Source organism: Sphingobacterium sp. CZ-UAM, from assembly GCF_002000245.1.
Classification (GTDB): Bacteria; Bacteroidota; Bacteroidia; order Sphingobacteriales; family Sphingobacteriaceae; genus Sphingobacterium.
In genome coordinates this window covers 839,861-859,484 of sequence record NZ_MTCM01000002.1, presented here as the reverse complement: position 1 = coordinate 859,484, position 19,624 = coordinate 839,861, and the positions used below count along the sequence as shown (strand labels likewise).

At 38.8% G+C, this 19,624-nt stretch carries 13 protein-coding genes and 2 tRNA genes; 9 read left to right on the top strand and 6 right to left on the bottom strand.

Features of this window, described 5'->3' with window-relative positions; all coding sequences use genetic code 11:
• Positions 1–23 precede the first annotated feature (23 nt).
• Positions 24–338 (top strand): hypothetical protein, encoded by a 315-nt coding sequence (locus BWD42_RS13670; protein WP_077436929.1) that lies wholly within the window; start codon positions 24–26, stop codon positions 336–338.
• A 57-nt stretch (positions 339–395) separates the two neighbouring features.
• Positions 396–1,028 carry a hypothetical protein gene (locus BWD42_RS13665; RefSeq protein ID WP_077436928.1) on the top strand — a complete coding sequence of 211 codons (633 nt, stop codon included), beginning with the start codon at positions 396–398 and terminating at the stop codon, positions 1,026–1,028.
• A gap of 472 nt (positions 1,029–1,500) precedes the next feature.
• On the opposite strand, the gene BWD42_RS13655 is transcribed toward BWD42_RS13665, so the two are convergent.
• The 4 genes from BWD42_RS13655 to BWD42_RS13640 form a co-directional block, all read right to left on the bottom strand.
• Positions 1,501–4,137: a type I restriction endonuclease gene (locus tag BWD42_RS13655; RefSeq protein WP_077436926.1), complete on the bottom strand. Its 2,637-nt coding sequence runs from the start codon at positions 4,135–4,137 to the stop codon at positions 1,501–1,503.
• Between the two features lie 107 nt (positions 4,138–4,244).
• Positions 4,245–5,183 (bottom strand): hypothetical protein, encoded by a 939-nt coding sequence (locus tag BWD42_RS13650; protein ID WP_077436925.1) that lies wholly within the window; start codon positions 5,181–5,183, stop codon positions 4,245–4,247.
• Between the two features lie 1,039 nt (positions 5,184–6,222).
• A complete protein-coding gene (locus BWD42_RS13645; protein WP_139351152.1) occupies positions 6,223–7,089 on the bottom strand; it encodes a carboxypeptidase-like regulatory domain-containing protein in 867 nt (288 codons plus the stop codon).
• A 279-nt stretch (positions 7,090–7,368) separates the two neighbouring features.
• Positions 7,369–10,572, bottom strand: coding sequence for a S41 family peptidase (locus BWD42_RS13640; protein ID WP_077436923.1), 3,204 nt, complete (start codon positions 10,570–10,572; stop codon positions 7,369–7,371).
• A gap of 501 nt (positions 10,573–11,073) precedes the next feature.
• Here BWD42_RS13640 and BWD42_RS13635 point away from each other — a divergent pair.
• A complete protein-coding gene (locus BWD42_RS13635) occupies positions 11,074–12,264 on the top strand; it encodes an MFS transporter (protein WP_077436922.1) in 1,191 nt (396 codons plus the stop codon).
• 300 nt (positions 12,265–12,564) lie between these two features.
• On the opposite strand, the gene BWD42_RS13630 is transcribed toward BWD42_RS13635, so the two are convergent.
• Both BWD42_RS13630 and BWD42_RS13625 read right to left on the bottom strand, forming a co-directional pair.
• Positions 12,565–12,636 (bottom strand) — tRNA-Arg (locus BWD42_RS13630).
• A gap of 326 nt (positions 12,637–12,962) precedes the next feature.
• Positions 12,963–13,043: transfer RNA gene (locus tag BWD42_RS13625), tRNA-Tyr, on the bottom strand.
• A 287-nt stretch (positions 13,044–13,330) separates the two neighbouring features.
• Between BWD42_RS13625 and BWD42_RS13620 the strand changes: the two genes are divergently transcribed.
• From BWD42_RS13620 to BWD42_RS13595, 6 genes are all read left to right on the top strand, one after another.
• On the top strand, positions 13,331–13,963 hold the full coding sequence (locus BWD42_RS13620; protein WP_077436921.1) for a peroxiredoxin: 633 nt from the start codon (positions 13,331–13,333) through the stop codon (positions 13,961–13,963).
• A gap of 85 nt (positions 13,964–14,048) precedes the next feature.
• Positions 14,049–14,363, top strand: coding sequence for a thioredoxin family protein (locus BWD42_RS13615; protein ID WP_077436920.1), 315 nt, complete (start codon positions 14,049–14,051; stop codon positions 14,361–14,363).
• Positions 14,344–14,598, top strand: coding sequence for a DUF6952 family protein (locus BWD42_RS13610; protein WP_077436919.1), 255 nt, complete (start codon positions 14,344–14,346; stop codon positions 14,596–14,598). The genes BWD42_RS13615 and BWD42_RS13610 overlap by 20 nt, the downstream gene beginning before the upstream one ends.
• Before the next feature lie 391 nt (positions 14,599–14,989).
• Positions 14,990–17,443, top strand: coding sequence for a PIG-L family deacetylase (locus BWD42_RS13605; RefSeq protein WP_077436918.1), 2,454 nt, complete (start codon positions 14,990–14,992; stop codon positions 17,441–17,443).
• Positions 17,444–17,452: 9 nt separating this feature from the next.
• Positions 17,453–17,662: a hypothetical protein gene (locus BWD42_RS13600; protein ID WP_077436917.1), complete on the top strand. Its 210-nt coding sequence runs from the start codon at positions 17,453–17,455 to the stop codon at positions 17,660–17,662.
• Between the two features lie 97 nt (positions 17,663–17,759).
• Positions 17,760–19,475: a sodium:solute symporter gene (locus tag BWD42_RS13595; RefSeq protein ID WP_077436916.1), complete on the top strand. Its 1,716-nt coding sequence runs from the start codon at positions 17,760–17,762 to the stop codon at positions 19,473–19,475.
• Positions 19,476–19,624: the final 149 nt, after the last annotated feature.

Genomic DNA, 19,624 nt, shown 5'->3' with positions numbered 1-19,624 from the left:
ACAATTTTTATAAAATAATTATTATGGCCATAACTTATAAAACACGAGATGGAGGTAATTACAGAGGCTGGGACTACGATATTTCATCAGACTGGAAAGATGATTTAGTTATTTCTATTTCACCTGCTTTGGTATACAATAGTGCCGAAAATTTTTCCAACAAGCTTTTTGAAATTCGTGCAAAAAACACGTATACCTTTGTAAAGAAATTCCGTTTTCTAGGAATTTTTTCTTCTCCTATACCTCAAATTCATAAAGGACATGCTGTTGCTAAAGAATATATAGACGAAAAACTAGGGGATTGCAATTACAAAGAGATTTTTAAATCTATCCTGTAATAAGATATAGCCTCTTCGATGAGAAGAGGCTTTCCAACCTTATAAAATTTATTTCAAATGATACGACTTTATCTAGCAATATTCGCTGTCATTCTAATTGGCTTAACATTGAGCGAAATACAAAATGGTGAATCTATCGTGGTTATTATCATTTTAGGCACCCTAGCCTTGATTGTTTGCTCCTACTTAGTGTATAGTATTTTTCACGATGTCTTCTTTCTAAAAAGGGTCAAACGTGCATTTGAGAGGTTATCATTTGAGAGTCTTTTACAGGGCAACAATCAAACTTATATAGTCGAAAGCTTAATGTTTGATTGTTGCCCTACATCACCTGTCACCACTGTTGAATTTACAATTTCAGCCCAAAAGGAAAATGAAACTGAGGGTTTCCTTCATATAATCGACCATTTAGAGAACAAAAGCTATAACCTATATATATTTAATATTCAAATATCAAAAGACGTTCACATTTTTAATGGAAAATACAAGGATCAGATACAATTCAATCTATATGACCCACTTGTTAAAGCTAGGGGTAAAAAGAATTTGTTGTCGGTCAAATTCGACCGAGAATATAAATCGGGGAAGTTGCGTTTTTCCTATACAGTGGAAGTACCATCTAAAAAGATCGGGGAATCTGAATACTGTATTGATTCAAATTGGGGGTATCTAAAAGGGTTGAAATTTTAATAAAAGGTCTTATTTAATTCGTAAACTCTACATCTTACCTATAATCATCCCACTCACTTGAAACTTGGAGGGTTTCGTGAGTGGGATTCTTCTATAAGGACTTTTTTAATTTCAAAAATACCACACAACAACGAATAACGATCCAATGCTAGATCCTTCGACAATAACATATTTCCATTTAGAATCAATATTAGGTTCAGCAAAAAGATTACTTAATATAGTGGTTCGGTTCCTTTTATTTTTTCAATAATTTCCAGAATTGTTTGAACGACAAAAATTTGGTTCCCTACATAACTCACCTGAGTTTTCGATCCATCCTTTGAATCCTTCAACTCAGTAAGATAAATAATATTATCTACGTTGAAGACAACTTTTTTACCACTAGCGGTATTTAAATGTATAAATTTTACCATAACATATTTTTGATAAATAATTCTGTATCTCTTAAGCTCGAACGAACAGAGCTATTCTGTTAATCATCTGCTTCATTTGGTTTAATTTCAGCAAGGAAATACTTATTATGACTCTCATTAAATGACAACACCTTAACTTTTATTATATCTCCCTTTTCTGAGTTTATTTCAAACTCACTATCAGATATATTTTCTTTGGGAAGGTATCCGACGTATTTAGAATCCTTAAATGTCACAAAAATCCCGATAGAAGTCAATCCATTTATAGTACCTTCAACTTCCTCTCCGTCTTTAAATTCTCTTAGCGCTATTTTCGAATGTATAAACTTATAATTGTCTAAAGAATTTATAAACTCATCATAGTTCAATGGGAAACCAATATAATCAGAGTCAACGATTTCTGAATAACTCTCATAATATCTTAAATGGTAATCTTTCAAATACTCTACGAGAATTTTAGCATGTGATACTATCGATTCTAAAGTTAAATGTGAATAACCAGCCTTATTTAATAAGTTATCCCTAATTTCCACCGCAATTTCTTTATTATCATAATAGGTATCCTCGCTACAAGCGCTCAAATAATCTATATTCTTTAATAAATCTAAATGTGTTTTTCCAGAGGTACTGATTGATACTAAATCTGATAAATTCAATGAGTTTACATCCTGCGTTTCAGATACTATAAGTTTGCTACGCAGTAAATTCTCCATTTCTGCTTTAATATTCGCAGAGTCAAAGCCAATTGCACTCAGATCCTTCTGAATTGATGAAGCTGTATGAAATCCACTGACGCCACTAGGCCCTTTTATCTTATAATTATTATTCAACCATTGCAAAATTTTCAAACGTGTAAACGGATTAGGAACCTTATCATCCGGATCAGAATTAAACAGATTCTTTATTCTTGAGACATCGTCTTTATAATATAATCTATCTCCTCTAAAAAATACTTTACTAATTATATGGGTCGGCAGTTTGTGTTCGCCTTTACTGTGTCTAATCTTAAAAATCTCAGTATCAGTAATATGTCCACTTTTACAAAAATCCAAGAATATTTCAATCCCTAATCTGACATCACTACCTGCTAAGCCGGTCATTAATATCTTAAAAAGGTGATTTTGGAATAAAGATGTTAAAATACTTTTGATATAATATGTCTCTTCATTCTTCGGATAATCCACTTTCATCCCGTTTTCTAAAGTATAAAAGCTCTCCGCATCTTCCTTATCTTTGATTAATCTATTCGCATATTTTAATCTACTATAAAGTACCTTTTCAAGAGAAGGGGGAATAATTCTAAATGTCAGATCCTTTATGACAGTATCCAACGGTTTTTCATATCTATGAAGATCATACGTCGTATCTCTCAAAGGTAAAAACACTATACATTTAATAGTTTCTTTAATCCAGTTAGCAACTTCGAACATTAATAACTGTTCTTCTAGATTTCTTTTATCACAATTATCAAGAACAACTATTAGACTTTTATTTCTCGATATAATTTGCGTATGTATAAGCCCCTCAATCAATTTATCATGATTGCCCTTCAATTCAATCAAAATATCAAATAATTTTTCATTAAATTTTTCGATAGGTAACAACTGAGCAAGTTCATTTAACGGTCTTAATTCCTTTTGGAATATTTCCTTCAAAATCTCTAATGACTCAAAATTAATTTGATTAAACCATAGTTTTATCTGAGTTATTAAATTTGTTTTGATCCATTGATAAATTTCATGACGGTTTACAGGAGCATTATTCAGGTCAAGCGTAACCCAGACTAATTTTTCCTTAATATCTTCACCTAATGCTACCTCGCGTAAATAGGTCATAAACGTTGATTTTCCTGAACCAACACCACCGATAAGCAGTAAAACTTCATTGGTATAAGATTGAGAAATTTCAAGCTTTGAAATTATCTCCTTAGGGAACTCACTATTTTCAATCAAACTCGAATTAGCACTTGAAGGTGTAATTTTTTTTCTGATTAATCTATCAATGGGATTGATATGGGACTCATGTTTATTAACATTGATATAAGCGTTCCTAACTATCTCTATTTTTTCGACTTCTTTGCTAGGATTGAAGATATGCTTATACTGTATTGATATTTTTTCTCCAAATGTATTATTTATTTGTTTGTTTTGAATAAACTTCCCCCCAAGCATTTTTACTGGCTTTACAAAGACTCTTTTCTTTCTTATTTTAGCATTTAATTTTGTTGCCTCATTATCAAGAGCTTTCTTTGAAAAAAGTTCTATAAAAGATTCAAACGAGGAACTTAAACTTTTAACTTCACTTATAAGAAATTCATCGCTATGGGAGGTATCCCAATATCCATATCTAACGGTGTAACCATCACAAACTAGAATATAATTACATGGATTTAATCCATTTTCATACCATTTGTTTATCTCACCCGCGTACAAACAGGCTTCTCTATACGCTTCTTCTAAATCTTCATATGGACGCTTTGCTTCAACAATCATTAAAGGTAAGCCCTTAAGAGAAATTAAAAAGTCTGGAATATAATGCTTCTGTTTTAGCCCTTTTTCAATTTTAATTCTCTTTAAATTCGGCTTAGTTTGGATCTCTATCTCATCATAATCTAATCCAAAAGGTAATTTTCCGGTTAATAGTGGATAAATCACTTTTTGCTCAACATCGCTTTCCGTATTTAAGTTATTTAACATAGAAAATTGAATTAAATGGCTCCGCTTCTTAAATTATAGCATTAAGATACACCAAACTTTAGAATTATGGAACCTTATTACATAAAAATTCAGTTTTGTATATATAACTAATTTCCCCTAACTTTTCTATTCTTTCGCAATAATTTTCTATTCTGTCTATTCTCCTTGAATTTGTCTAACAGAGTATAAATCCTACCGAGAATAAAATACTGGAAGAAACTTAGCGGAACAATCTTTTCTTGATCTCCATGAAGAAGTTCTTTTGACTTCTTAATTTCACTTTCAAAGTCTATTACAATAATTTTCTTCCAATCTAAGACTTTCTTTTTTCTTTGCTCATTAAAAAAGTTCCTTACTTCCTTAGTATTCATATTCAGACAATCGCCTATATTTAAATCTTTAAAATTGTATAATTGGGTCTTAGTATTCATTATAGGAACAACATAATTTTCGCCGTTTCTAAACTCTAAGTCTACCAAATATTTGACATTTGATCCATAGGATTTCCCCTTATAATTCAAACGGATAGGCCGAATTATTGCCAAATAAAAATTATCAAAAAACTGTGATGTTGCACTCCATAACTTGCGATTAGATTTGGGATAAACTTTGCCTTCAGAAGTCGCAAGAACTATCCTCATTCTATCACGTAATTTATTTGATTCCAATATGGAATTTAATTTGACCTCCCGTACCCCACAGTCGTAATATATTATTGGATCATAGCTTTTGGAATAAATGGAATATGGATCCAATACTAAAGGATTGCCTTCAAAATTGTCTAATTCCATCAAGATATTGTGTCCAATTTGAAGATAAATTTGAAATATAACAGAAGATTTATCTTTTAAATTTTCAATAGTTATGTTTGAAATATAGCAGTCTTGACTTTCTACTGTAGATGTTCTAGAAAATGTGTACCGTAAAAACTGTCCTCGTTTTAAATGGAAAGTTGTTACTGTGTAATACAGAGCTATAATAGAAATTATTAAGGCTACGACTGCTATTATTAATTCGATTAAATCTTTTAAACTTAAAGAATCCATTAGATAATAGGTTATATGGCATTCCGTTTCGGAATCACTAGCATAAAGATATGCCAAACCAAGTTAAAAAAGAAATCGGATTGCATCCCAATTCTTTTTTAATGCTACGCAGTTTGTCATACTTGATGCCTTAGTAATCCCTCCACTTCATAAAAGCACCTAAATCTTTTTAATAAGTGCTGCGCACCCATTAAAAATCTTCAAGCTTTTAGAGTTTGGCTCGCCTGCTGTTCTCTCAGGCTTCGCTCTTGTCACTATTTTTGATAAGCCCAGGTCACAAGCCCCTTTTTTCAAAAATACCGCCAAGATGCTTCGTCTATTTCATAGATATCGTTGAATCGTCCTTACGGACTTTTCTTCAACGACCTTCGTTCAACTCGCAGGACGGCGAGCAATAAAATAAAATTTTTAGAGTTGAGTGAGACACCGAAAATTACTTTATATACCCCATGAAAATTTTCGTGTCTCAATAAAGCACATTATTAGTGCCTATCGGTATAACTTCAAAAATCAAAAAATCCTCCTTAACTTTATAAAAAGAGAAAGGAGGATTTTCATATAAATTAGAGAGAACAAATGCGAGAACAGAGGCCTAATTCAGGCTGTAAAAACAGTGTTAATTAACAATATTTTTAAATTACTGCTCTAACAATAAATACATCTAATATCTTTTAAATCAGGAAATTGAAAGGAAAAATTAAGCTTTAAATGATTAATTAAGAGTCTGTTGCTCTACCAACTGAGCTACGAAGTCATTCGATAAATCAAATGTAAGATTCACCGAAGAGAAAGTCAAGTTTAGAAGTAAGTTTTTATTCTTTGTCTTTCATTTTCTGCTCCATCGCCTCGATTGCTTCAAATGTGCGTTCATACATGGGGTCTGAAAAGCCTGATGCTAGCACATCCCATTTCGGGACCAAAACGGGGATTATGAGCGCTATTCCAAACTTGCAGGGCTCCAAAAAAATTAGACATCCGCTTTCACAGCATCCTCGCAGAATGGCGCTCAAGCAATTCGGTAACTGCAATACATCATAGACTAATATTTATTCATCGTAGGAATATGCTCTTGCTTCATTGGAGCAGCTATCTTTCCCATGATCATCGGCCGAACTTCCATCTCTATCGGTTTGTTTATTATTGTTTTACCCCCCTTTTTTAATGGGATGACAACTGTTCGATAGCCGATCATTTCTGCCCGAAGTTCCTGATTCTTGTTCAGGAGGGATTGTGGCACCCAAAGTTCAAAATTACCCTTTTCATCAGCCTGTGTATGGTAGTTTCCTATGGTCACATTCGTCCCCATCATATTGTCCCCACCAGAAGCGCAGACAATTTTTCCGGTAATCTTTACTTTACTGCTATCCTGATTTGATGATACTTGACTGTTGTTACCTCGAAGGTTTGAACTTGTTTTTTTTCCATCAGATTTACTTGTTCCATCTCCTTTCGATTGTACCACAATCACTTCTCCTGTAGTCGTATTATTGACAGGATGGTCTGGATTTATTTGTTTCCCAGCGGGTTTTACACCTTTTTCTTTTGATTGTACGGTCGTTCCTTGTTCAGTTGTCACAGCCCATCCCTGAGCTTGTACCATAGGAAAACTCAATGAACCGATCAACATCAGTCCTGCAGCAATACCACTCCATCGATTGAGCCATAGCGGATTTTTTGCAAAGGAAACGCTGGCATCCAGTTCACGTAGCAGCTGGTCTTCATAAAACCGGCCACAAAGCCCTCTACTGGATTTTTTGATCTGATCGATAATTTCCTGATCGCTCATCTCCGAGAAGTCAACGACCACCTTTTCACACTTGCCACAAAAGCGGCCCTGTTCCTGTGCTGTCATTTTACCCCAATCTGCTGTGCAGGATTCTTTTACTTGTAATATGATCTTTTCCATGTCTATGTCTTTATGTTTGGTGAGGGATGCAGAAAAATTCAAGATTCCACAAGTGCGGAATAAAATAATTTTAAAACCTGTAAAGAGGGAATAGAGGAATACAAGTAAAAATAAAAAACAGGCTGTGTCCAAAAAATGCTCGGACACAGCCTGTTCACCATCTTCAATATCGCTTTCAAATCAAATTCGGAAGCTATTTTTCGAAATAGACTTTAGATATGGTAAAGCCATAGCTGTAGGGAATCCGCCAGCTTATAGCCATTTATTCATGTTACCGCACTATTTGAGATCAGCTAATATTTCCTTCACTGCACGCTCCAGTTGCGGATCTTTGTTTTCCATACGGTCCTGCACCGTATTTTTGACAAAGATATCCGGCGCCACACCAGTCTGCTCTAAATCCTGACCATCGAGGGTATAACATCCCCAGGAAGGTAAGCGGTAAAAAGAACCATCTACCAATCCTTTGCCAGAGGTAAAGATGATCCAGCGATAAGTTTCATTACCGATGATCTTGCCCAGTTTTAGCGCTTTGAATCCCGCTGCGGTCATTTCGGCATCACTCAACGATTGCTCATTGATCAACAGCACGATCGGTTTGGCTGCGGGTGCAAAATTACTTTGGGGTGCACGCTTTCCGCCACGATATTGCCATTGTAGATAAGGACGCTGCGACAAAAAGCGTAACACCTCATCATGTACATTTCCACCGGTATTGTAACGTAAGTCCAGGATAATCCCCTGTTTGTTATTTTCCTGCTCAGCCATGTCGATGAGAAAGCGTTGCAACTCTCCACCCGACATATTCTTCATATGCGAATAGGCAATTTTATTGTCACTTAGCCTATCAACACGGCCGCGGTTATCCTTGATCCATTCATCATAAATCAATTCCCTAAAAGCTGAACCGGAAATTGGTCGCACATGGGTATGGATTTCTTTACCATTACGGTTTAAAGTCAGCTGCACTTCCTCTTCCAATGATGGCCAGGTAAAATAACTATCCCGGTCTGCCGCAGTATTTAATTTAACACCATTGACAGCGACCAGTACGTCACCGGATTTAATATCCACTTCTTTCTTTGCAGCCGGCCCATTGGTCACAATGCGACTGATTTTATAAGGATTTTGACTATCGTATTCCACGCCGATTTCATTGGTCACGAAGCCAAATGGTTTGCGTTCTTCTGCGCCCATGGAACTAAAGCCAAGGTGAGAGGAATTCAGCTCCCCTAACATATCGTTCAGGAGAATACGCAAGTCATTGCGGTCATTGATTCCGGGCAGATATTTCTCATATTTCTTTTTGGTTGCTGTCCAGTCTACACCATGGAAATTGTGGTCATAAAAGTTCTCTTCCAGATTGGCCCAGGTCTCATAAAACATCTGGTTAAACTCTTTCTCAAGATCTCTATTGAATTTATAGCTCATGGTTATCGCATCGAGCTTATTCGCCTCCAGATTATACTTCTGTATGATACCTCGATGCAGCACAAAGTACTTACCGGCAGATTCCTGCACCAGGCCCATACCGCCTTCGATAACCTTCTCTGTTTTGGGAGCCGTGAATGGTTCATAAACCGTACGGTAGGCGCTGAACTTGCCCTCATGGTCAGACCCATAGAAAACATAGGTCTTGTCTGCCTTTTGGATCACCAAAGGGTTATATTGTGTCCCAAATGCAGGGCTGACCTGCTCAATACGATCCCGCAACCCCTCAAGATCAAGCTGCACCAAGACGGTTTTCTTGGGTTCCGGACTAGAAGCTGCCGGTTTATTCTTATCCGCATTGACCTTGCTCTTATCCTTGGCATCATTTTCTTTTTTAGGCGCTGTTGGCTTATTTGCGACCGAATCTTTTTTTACTGTTGGCTGAGCAAATAATTCGTCAAACTTCGTACTGCGATAAGGTTGGTCAAAATTGGTCAGCGCCATACGGAAGATGCTCGAATTTTGCATTCCGGTAGGGTATGAGGGCTTTGTTCTATTACTTGCAAAATAAATATACTTGCCGTCTGGCGACCAATAGGGGCTGGTCTCGGAGACACCGGTATTGGTCAGGTTGGTCGTTTGTCCACTCTTGAGGTTATGGACAAAGATGTCCTGCTCAAAATTACGCATTGCGGTAAATAGCAAATAATTGCCGTCTGGCGAAAATGAGGGCGAAGAATTTTGGAATCCCCAGATTTCGTCTTTGACTATGGTCTGGCTCTTGAGACTAACGAGATCCAAAGTACGCACCTCATCACGGCCACTTAGGTATACCGCTTTAGTACGATCAGTATTAAAGCTAATATCACGGTTGTTTCGAAGATCCTGGGTCAGCTGTTTCACTTCACCTTTGCCATCCGCCGTGCGGGAAAACCAATTTTGATAGCCCTGGAATGTCTGGCTATAGAGTAGGGTTTTGCTATCCTTAAGCCATTTGACCTCCATGACGCGCTCACCCTGCCCCGACATCTGACGGACAAACTTGCCCTCGCTATCGGAGACAAAAAGCTCGCCTCTGGATACAAAAGCAATTTTTTTGCCGTCTGGGGAAACATCAAAATTGCTGATATTCCCCGTGATATTGAACTCTTTCAACTTGCCAAGTACCTGATTGCGGTTCAAGGCAATATTAGGCTGCAAGGTTTTCTTTCCATTGACATCGTAAATATAGAGCTGATAACCCTTTTCAAATACGATCTTCTCGCCGTTTGCTGACACAAAGGGCCGTTTAATAGATTCCGGAAAGCTTGTCAACGCTGTTTTGGCCTTTCCGTTGAGCTGATACAGGTTGTATTCGCCGTTGTTTTCATCCGAAACGTAATATATCGTTCCTTTTTGGTCTATCGTAGGCCATAGGTCTTTTCCGACGTAGTCTGTATACTGTTGAAAGGTTTTTGTTTTGGGATTATAGGAACGGATATCCGGGTTGAATGCTCCTTTATAGCGCTTGCGGTTTGCCGAACTATATCCTTCCCAGCTATCGTTGAATAGGAGCTCTCCTGATGGGGTAGGAACAATACCGCTGATGTAATTAAAAAAATGTGGAAATAGGCGTGTTGCCGTACCGCCATCTACTGAGACCTGATAACCACCCATACGATTATAACGTGTCGAAGTAAAATAGAGTGTTTTACTGTCCCAGCTCCAACTATCCACTTCATCCGCGGCATCATGTGCGGTCAACTGACGGATGTCCCCGCCCGCCAAGGGCATGACATAGACGTCCATATTCCCATTTTGATTGGCCGAGAATGCTAACCATTTGCCATCTGGGGAGATTCGGGGATTGATCTCATTACCTTCCATCCCGGTAAGCCGGACAGCAACCCCACCTTGGCTTGCCACTTTCCAAAGATCACCTTCATAACTGAATACCATCTCCTTCCCATCGGGCGTCAATGCAGGATGAGAGAGGAATGTCGGTTGCTGCGCAACAACATAAGCAGTTCCACCATAGGCGAGAACTGCACTTAAAAGCAGTTTTTTTATCATTATATCTAGGCGGCTAATAATTGTTTGCCTTTAACAAAAATAGAATAGCTTATTGAAAAACCGTTGAAGTATTGCGAATTTTACAATTTTATTGAATTTAGCTGGATGTTAGAGGTATTGATTGAACATCTTCGTATATTTAATGTAAAATACGGGATATATATTCAACATCTGGCCGCTGAACATAGCAGCAATCAGCAAGGGCTAACCAGAAACAGGAAACATATAGGTCACTGATAATAAACTATTTAAAATCAAACTAATTTATCCAACAAAGAGACGAAGATAATTATCACAACCACTATATTTGATCAACTAAACAGAAGACGATAATTAGAGCGCGTTTTGACGATAATTATCACTTGGCTTTAATTGCTTATTGCTCGCTCGCTCAATTTAACGATCATTTTTTCTGTTAGGACCGGACTGCCAAATTTCTTTACTGATCCTATCGTAAAATGAAATACTTATCCGTAACTTTGCACGCTCAAATCGAATACTATGGACGCAACGTTAACTCTCTCAGAGGAAGAACTTTACAACAAGCGCAATCGCATACGGATTGCGGTATCACTTTTCTTTTTTTGTCAGGGCATTGCTTTCGCATCCTGGGCCAGTCGAATTCCTGTTATCAAGGAGCGCCTCCATTTGAGCGAAGGACAACTGGGAACAATTCTATTGATGCTTCCTGTAGGACAACTGGCGACAATGGCTCTTTCGGGCAAGTTGGTTACCAAATATGGCAGCGCCAAAGTCCTACGTATCGTACCGATTGCTTACGCATTGGTTCTGTGCGCTATCGCCTTTGCTCAAAATGCCTGGCAACTGGGTGCTATTCTATTTCTTTTTGGCGTCACAGGTAATATGTGCAACATCTCGGTCAATACACAAGGGGTCGCTACAGAGCAGATCTATAAAAAGTCTATTATGACTTCTTTTCACGGAGCCTGGAGTATCGCTGGTTTTACCGGAGCGTTAGTTGGACTGCTGACCATGAACCTTGGCCTGGATACACTGCCCCATTTCTTGATCATACTGGCTTTCGTCACGGGCAATACCTTGATTAATCAGCGGTATCTGGTTCCGGGAAAATCGCCACAGAAAGAAAAGCGGAGTTTCTTTTCCAAACCGGAGGGAAGCCTTTTACAACTGGGTATCATTGGCTTTTTTAGTATGGCAACCGAGGGAGCCATGTTTGACTGGAGCGGGGTATACTTTAAGGAAATTGTACATGCTCCCGAAAAATTCGTAGTCATGGGCTATGCGTCTTTTATGATCATGATGGCTATAGGCCGTTTTGTGGGTGATGGTGTAATTCGTAAATTGGGAAGAAAAAGAACCTTACAATATAGCGGGCTCCTGATGTTTGTGGGCATGATGACCTCGGTCGTTTTCCCCCAGTTTATTGTATGCACCCTTGCTTTTATGCTTGTGGGGATCGGTGTTGCCTGTAATGTACCGTCTATCTATAGTATCGCTGGCCAAAACAAAAATGTACCATCAGGCGTGGCATTGGCTATGGTTTCCAGTATTAGTTATCTCGGTTTTCTAATGGGGCCGCCGCTGATCGGTTATATCGCAGAGGTTCTTAGTCTCCGATATTCATATGGTGTTTTCGCCTGCTTCGGCCTGCTTATGTTCGGCATGGTTGGAAGGTTATCCCTATTTAGGGAACCGCAGCCAAATTCGTAACAGTATTCGCTTTAATAATATCTTCTTAGTATACTTAGTTGTTTTTGATCTGCGCTATTTTATTGATGTCTTACCACTGTTCCCTGCGATATTTTCGGCGGTCTCGGTTTACCATGTTTACTCTGGCCTGAAGATCATCCTTATTTAAGAAAAACCAGTCCAATTAGCAGCGTTATTGGAAGAATAGCTATAGAGAGAATAGCAAAGATGATGGTATCCTAAAATAAACAGGAGAAGTACCTTTTATGGTATTTCTCCTGCAATCGAAAAGCGACATTGCTGACGTCACTTCTTTCTATGTAGCCCCGAGCAGAATCGAACTGCTATCAAATGTTTAGGAAACATCTATTCTATCCGTTGAACTACGGGGCCATTTCAAAAGCCAAACTTAGGTTTATTTTATAAATAAGTCAATAGCTACATGAAAATCCGCACTATATTTTTTTTGGCTCTATTACAAGAAAAAAATATTCGATAATATTCAACAATGCCTCAACTACCGCCACATGACTATATACATCCAATAACGGAAGTAGCTAAGGATTAATCTGGAGTAGCCCCAGACACCCCTGCGACAGTCCACTCATAAATATAGACGCAACAGCCCAAAGCAGCTACCTTAAACAGATTGCCCTCTTTGCAATGTGTTCATCTATTTGGCAGGAAATTTAAAGTGACTTTTATAAAGGGAAAAAATGTGGAGGGAGAAGGATTCGAACCTTCGAAGCCGAAGCAACGGATTTACAGTCCGTCCCATTTGACCGCTCTGGAACCCCTCCAGCATTGCGCTATTTTGAAATAGAACGTCGCAAAAGTAGGTTTTGCGCAGCAGATGTGCAACTATTTTGACGCATTAATCTGTAACTACCCCAGTATGAATTGTTTTATTTTTATCGAAATGTCCCCGATCCCATATAAACGCATCATCAAGGCCATATTAATATAATAAAAACTTATTGTTATATTCCAGTCATAATAGATTTTGATGATAGTGTATTGGTAAAATCAATTCGCTTTTTGATCGGAGTTGCCTTATCTTTGTGCCAACAAAAAAGAAAGATATATTATGAGTTTCACAGGTAAAAGTTTTCCAAGCATTACAGTAGATGCAATCGATTATTTAGGCGACAATTTGCAGATCAACATTTTCGAAAAAGCAGTTAAAGAAGGTAAAAAAGTACTTTTGTTCTGGTATCCAAAAGATTTCACTTTTGTATGTCCTACAGAGTTACATGCTTTCCAAGAAGCTGCTGCTGAATTTGAAAAACGCAACACGATCTTAATCGGTGCTTCTTGCGACACAAACGAAGTTCACTTTGCTTGGTTAAACACTGCAAAAGATAATGGCGGTATCGAAGGTGTTGAATATCCTATTTTAGCTGACACTAACCGCAACTTGTCTAGCGTATTGGGTATCTTGGACGTTCAGGAAGTTGAGCACCCTGAGTACGGAACATTAGCACAAGGATCTGCTGTTACTTACAGAGCTACTTATTTGATCGACGAAACTGGCCGTGTATTCCACGAGTCTGTAAACGATATGCCTTTGGGTCGTAACGTAAAAGAATATTTACGTCTTATCGACGCTTATGCTCACGTACAAAAATTTGGCGAAGTATGTCCTGCAAACTGGGAAGAAGGTAAAGATGCAATGAATGCAGACAGAAAAGGTGTAGCTGACTATTTAGCTAAGCACTAACAATAAAAGACCCTAGGTCTTATCAACAGGGGCCTTTATCCCGGCTCCTGTTGATTTCTCCATCAATCACCTTAATAATAAAATCATGTTACAAGAATTAGAAAACGATAATTTACAAGAAATTGTAAACAATAACGATATTGTGATGGTTCAGTATGCCGCTACCTGGTGTGGTAACTGCAAAATCATGAAACCAAAATTCAAGAAATTGTCCGGCGAAAATGAGGATGTTCCTTTTATCATCGCTGATGCGGAGAAATTTCCGGAATCACGCAAATTGGCTAACGTCAATAACCTACCTACATTTGCTGCATTTAAAAACGGTAAATTGGTGAATCAAGTACAAACAAATAAGTTGGACGCATTAGTAGAATTATTCAATGAAGCTGCCGGTAATTAAACATCTTACAGAATTCATCGAACAGAACGATGTCGACTATGTACTGGAGACCATCGAGACATTGGAAGCGCTTACCGAAGCTCCATTGAAAGATGAGGAACTCGACGTGATCGGTGAATTAATTTCTAACCTATACGGAGCTGTAGAGGTTGATAAATTGATAAAAGAAGGCAATTCGAAAAAAGATGCTTTAAATATGTTTATGAAACGTGTTTTAGGAGCTATTGACAAATAATTTTGCTTGATCAAACACCCTAAAGTGAAACTTTCTTTTTCATATTTTTAGTTGCCCAAAAGCTAAATTGTTGACAAAATTTAGCAATGTGGAAAACTAATTGAAGGAATCTGACAGAACTAAATATTTTCTACATATATTTACTATGTTAAAGGTTGCCACTTGGAGCGAAGCGACAAAATAACTATTCTCTAAAAATTCGTTTCAGGAAAAAATATTTTAATTGTTAAACGGAAATTTCAACTTGGTTGGAATTTCCGTTTTTTATTTAAGATGAATATGAGCTAACTTGTTTATTTTCGTGCGGTTTCATCTACTTTATAGCGAATAATATACATTAAAATTACAATGCACAACGATGCGGTTTTGGATGAAATCTTTATCTTTAAACATGCGAAAACCCTTTCTTTCTGTCCTTATTCTATTGGCGAGTATCTTGTCAAAATCAACTGCACAAGCACAAAATCCACAGTGGAATGCCGCCGAGATCAAGCTTAACCTAGAAAAACTGAATGTTTTAGGCTCTGTTTTGTACTTTGCAGCGCATCCAGATGACGAAAACACCCGTCTGATCGCCTGGTTGGCCCAGGAGAAAAAATATCGAACAGGCTATTTATCCCTGACACGTGGTGACGGGGGGCAAAATCTCATCGGTACCGAACAGGGCATCGAACTGGGACTCATCCGTACGCAGGAACTTCTTGCCGCACGAAAGATTGATAAAGGGGAACAATTTTTCTCCTCAGCCTATGACTTTGGGTTTTCCAAAACACCCGAAGAAACGTTTGCCTTCTGGGACAAACAACGGGTGCTCGCCGAAGCAGTATGGTTGATCCGCAAATTCAGGCCTGATGTCATCATAACAAGGTTTCCCCCCGATGCCAGGGGCGGACATGGCCACCACCAGGCCTCAGCGATGTTGGCACACGAAGCTTTTAAGGCCGCAGCGGATCCCAAACAGTTTCCCGAACAGCTCCAATACGTAAAAACCTGGCAGGCGAAACGCCTCCTTTGGAATACATTTAATTTCGGCGGACAGGACAATACAAGTGAAGATCAGCTGAAGGTGGATATCGGCAACTATAATGCGCTTATAGGGGCTTCCTATGGTGAAATTGCCGCACATAGCCGTTCCTCACACAAAAGCCAGGGCTTCGGATCGGCCGCTCAACGCGGTTCTTCCATCGAGTATTTTGAATATGTCGACGGGACTCCCGCCAAAGCTTCCCCGTTGGAAGGAATAGATACTTCCTGGAAAAGGATCGCAAATAGCGAAACAGTACAGGCACTGATCACAAAAATTAACCAGAACTATCGGATAGATAGACCAGAATCCTCTTTACCTGACCTGATCCAGCTCTATAAAGCCCTTGATCTGATCAATGATACATACTGGAAAAATGAGAAGAAAAAGGAGGTAGAGAAATTAATCTTAGCCTGTGCCGGAATTTGGTTTGAAAGTATCGCAAAAAATCCTGAATATGCTGTAGGTGATCAGATCAATGTCGACAACGCCATTATTGCACGACGTCCGGATGTTACCGTACAATTAGCTAAGCTAAATGGCAAAGAGGTGCATAAAAACCTTGTCAACAACCTTCTTTTAAAAGATGCTGCTACCGTTAGCGCAACAAATTCAACACAGCCTTATTGGCTAAATGAACGTCACGCCAAAGGAAAATTTAATGTCAGTGATTTCAATCTAACCGGTTATCCCGAAAACCCCAATAATCCAAAAGTACGGTTTGAATTATTGATCAATGGGACCGCAATTGCGTTTGACCAGCATATACAATATAAATATACGGATCCCGTTCGCGGCGAAATCTACAATCCGATAGTTGTCCTTCCACAACTTACTGCAAAGAGCTCCAGCCCGCTGGCGCTCACTCAAAATGCCCAATCCGTTAAAGTAAACCTCATGTTCAAAAAAAACGGACAGGATCAGACACAATCATTCAATGTAAAGGCTATCGGTGCAAAAGGCTGGAAGATATCACCGGCTTCGTTTGAACTCCAGTTTGCCTCAGATGTCAGCAATCTCTCCAAAGAGATCACCATAAGCCCCTTAGATGCCACTGTTTCGTCTATTGATACCCTACTTTTCCAAGTCGATCAAAAGGATAGGCTAAAAGAGATAAAATCAATAGGTTATAACCATATTCCGGAGATCGTTTACTTTCCTGATGCCGCTGTCAGGATGAGCAATATCCATCTGAACAACGAAATTAAGAAAGTAGCTTATATCCATGGCGCTGGGGACCTCATTCCGGAGTCGCTCAACGCTATTGGTATTTATGTAGATGTCCTAACGGGCGAGCAGCTTTTAAAAAGCGACCTTTCAGGTTATGATGCGGTTATCCTGGGCGTAAGGATCTTTAATGTCAACAAAGATATCATTCAGATTCAAGATAGACTGATGGACTATGTCAGTAAGGGTGGAACTGTTCTTGAACAATACAATGTCAGCAATGGCTTGGTTTCGAAAAATTTTGGTCCCTATGCGTTTAGCCTTGGAAGGAGCCGGGTTACTGATGAACTTGCTACTGTTCATTTTGACGAAAAAGATCCTGTTTTCAATTATCCCAATAAAATTACAAAAGCTGACTTTGACAATTGGGTACAGGAGCGGGGATTGTACTTTGCTGAAAATATTGACAAAAGATACCGTACACCGATCAGCATGCAGGATCCGGGCGAGCCTTTGCATAAAGGATCTCTTTTGATTGCTGACTACGGGAAAGGGAAATTTGTGTATACATCCTTATCTTTTTTTAGACAATTACCTGCGGGAATTCCCGGAGCTTACAGATTATTTGTAAATTTGTTATCAAAATCAAAATAGAATATCATAATGGAAAATCAGATTGACAACAACTGTACAACAATAGATGCAGGAAAAGCTAAAGGAATTATCCTTTTAGTTGCTGTAGTATTTGGTGCATTAATTGGCTTCACTGCAAATGAGACATTTTTAAGTATCATTGGCGGTGCTGTTATCGGATTGATTATCGCTGCATTTTTTAACAGTGTTATCTATCCTCAAAAAGCCTCAGATAGATAAAAAACAACATGAATAGCTGGAAACGTTACTATTGGATAGTCGTTATCTGGCTATTTATATTTATCCTTTTTCTGTACTTTTTTACGAAACATTATTCATGAGTACGGTAGATTGGATCGTTCTATTGCTAACACTTTTGTCGATTGTCGTCTATGGCATCTATAAAAGTCGAGGGATAAAAAATATTGATGGTTATCTTTTGGGCAATCGTTCTTTGCCTTGGTACCATGTCGGGCTTTCGGTAATGGCCACTCAGGCGAGTGCCATTACTTTTTTGTCTGCTCCCGGATTAGCATACTCCTCTGGGATGAGTTTTGTACAGTTTTATTTTGGTCTCCCTTTGGCCATTATTGTACTCTGTATTACCTTTATCCCAATATTTCACAGACTTAAAGTCTTCACTGCCTACGAATTTCTGGAGAAACGATTCGATGTCAGGACCCGTGGGCTCACCGCATTGCTATTTTTGATCCAGCGTGGTATTTCAACGGGTATCACTATTTTTGCCCCATCGTTGATCATTTCGGCTATTCTCCACATAGACCTGACACTAACAACGCTGATTATCGGAAGTTTTGTGGTTATCTACACCACCTATGGGGGCACTAAAGCTGTATCTCACACGCAATTGCTCCAAATGAGCATTATATTTGGGTCACTTCTTATTGCTGGTGTGCTCGTCATCCATTTGCTCCCGGCAGATGTTGGCCTTTCTAAAGCGTTGCACATTGCCGGCAAATCAGGTAAAACCAATGCCCTTGACTTCACTTTTGACCTCAACAACAACTATACGCTGTGGACAGGGTTGATCGGTGGTTTTTTTCTGCAGTTATCTTATTTCGGAACAGATCAAAGCCAGGTAGGCCGTTATCTAACCGGATCGTCCATAAAGGAAAGCAGAATGGGATTAATTATGAATGCCCTTTTAAAGATCCCCATGCAATTTGCCATCCTATTGATCGGTGTCCTCGTATTTACTTACTACCAATACCACCAACCGCCTATCTTCTTCAACCAGGTCGAAGTACAGAAGTTGAAAGAAAGTCAATATGCCGCTTCCTATCAAGAACTGGAACAAACACATACTCAGTTATTTCAGCAGCGTGAATCTATCGTCAATGATCTCAATACAGCGCTAGATAAGAATGATGAGGAGAACATTGAGACTTCCCGTTCGGCATTGCATCAACTGAATGCACAAATGCAGCAAGTGAAAGACAGCACACTGACACTTATCAAGAAAAACAATCCGGCAGCCGAGACAAACGATAATAACTATGTATTCCTGTCCTTTGTCACCAAAGCCTTTCCCAAGGGGCTGATCGGCCTGCTGATCGCCGTTATTTTTCTGGCCTCCATGGGTTCTACCGCCAGTGCAATTAATTCGCTGGCTTCAACAACAACGATAGATATTTACAAACGTTTTATAAACCGCAATGCTACTGAAAGACAGGATCTCCTTTGGTCGCGTATATTTACCTTAGCCTGGGGTGTCTTTACAGTTGTCATCGCCCTATATGCAAACAGACTGGGCAATCTTTTGGAAGCGGTAAACATCTTAGGTTCTTTATTCTACGGTACGATCCTAGGCATATTTATCGTTGCCTTCTATCTAAAAAAAATTCAGGGAAAGGCTGTTTTCATCGCCGCGATTCTCTCTGAAATCATGGTCATTGGTATTTGGTACCTGGACAAGATTCCTTTTCTATGGCTGAATCTCATTGGCTGTGTGGCGGTAATGATTATCGCTTATTTGATACAGCTTTCGCTCAAAAGAGATGCGACTATATCCGACATAAGCAAGACACAATAGCAACAATCCGGAAGAAATAGGATAATAGCCCCCATACAAAGGCGCTGATTACGAATCGGAATTTAATTTAGAGAGGCTTCTTAATGTCCGCGAACATAAAAAAGTCCGGATTCATAGCAACCCCGGACTTTTCGTTTTATAGACCGAGA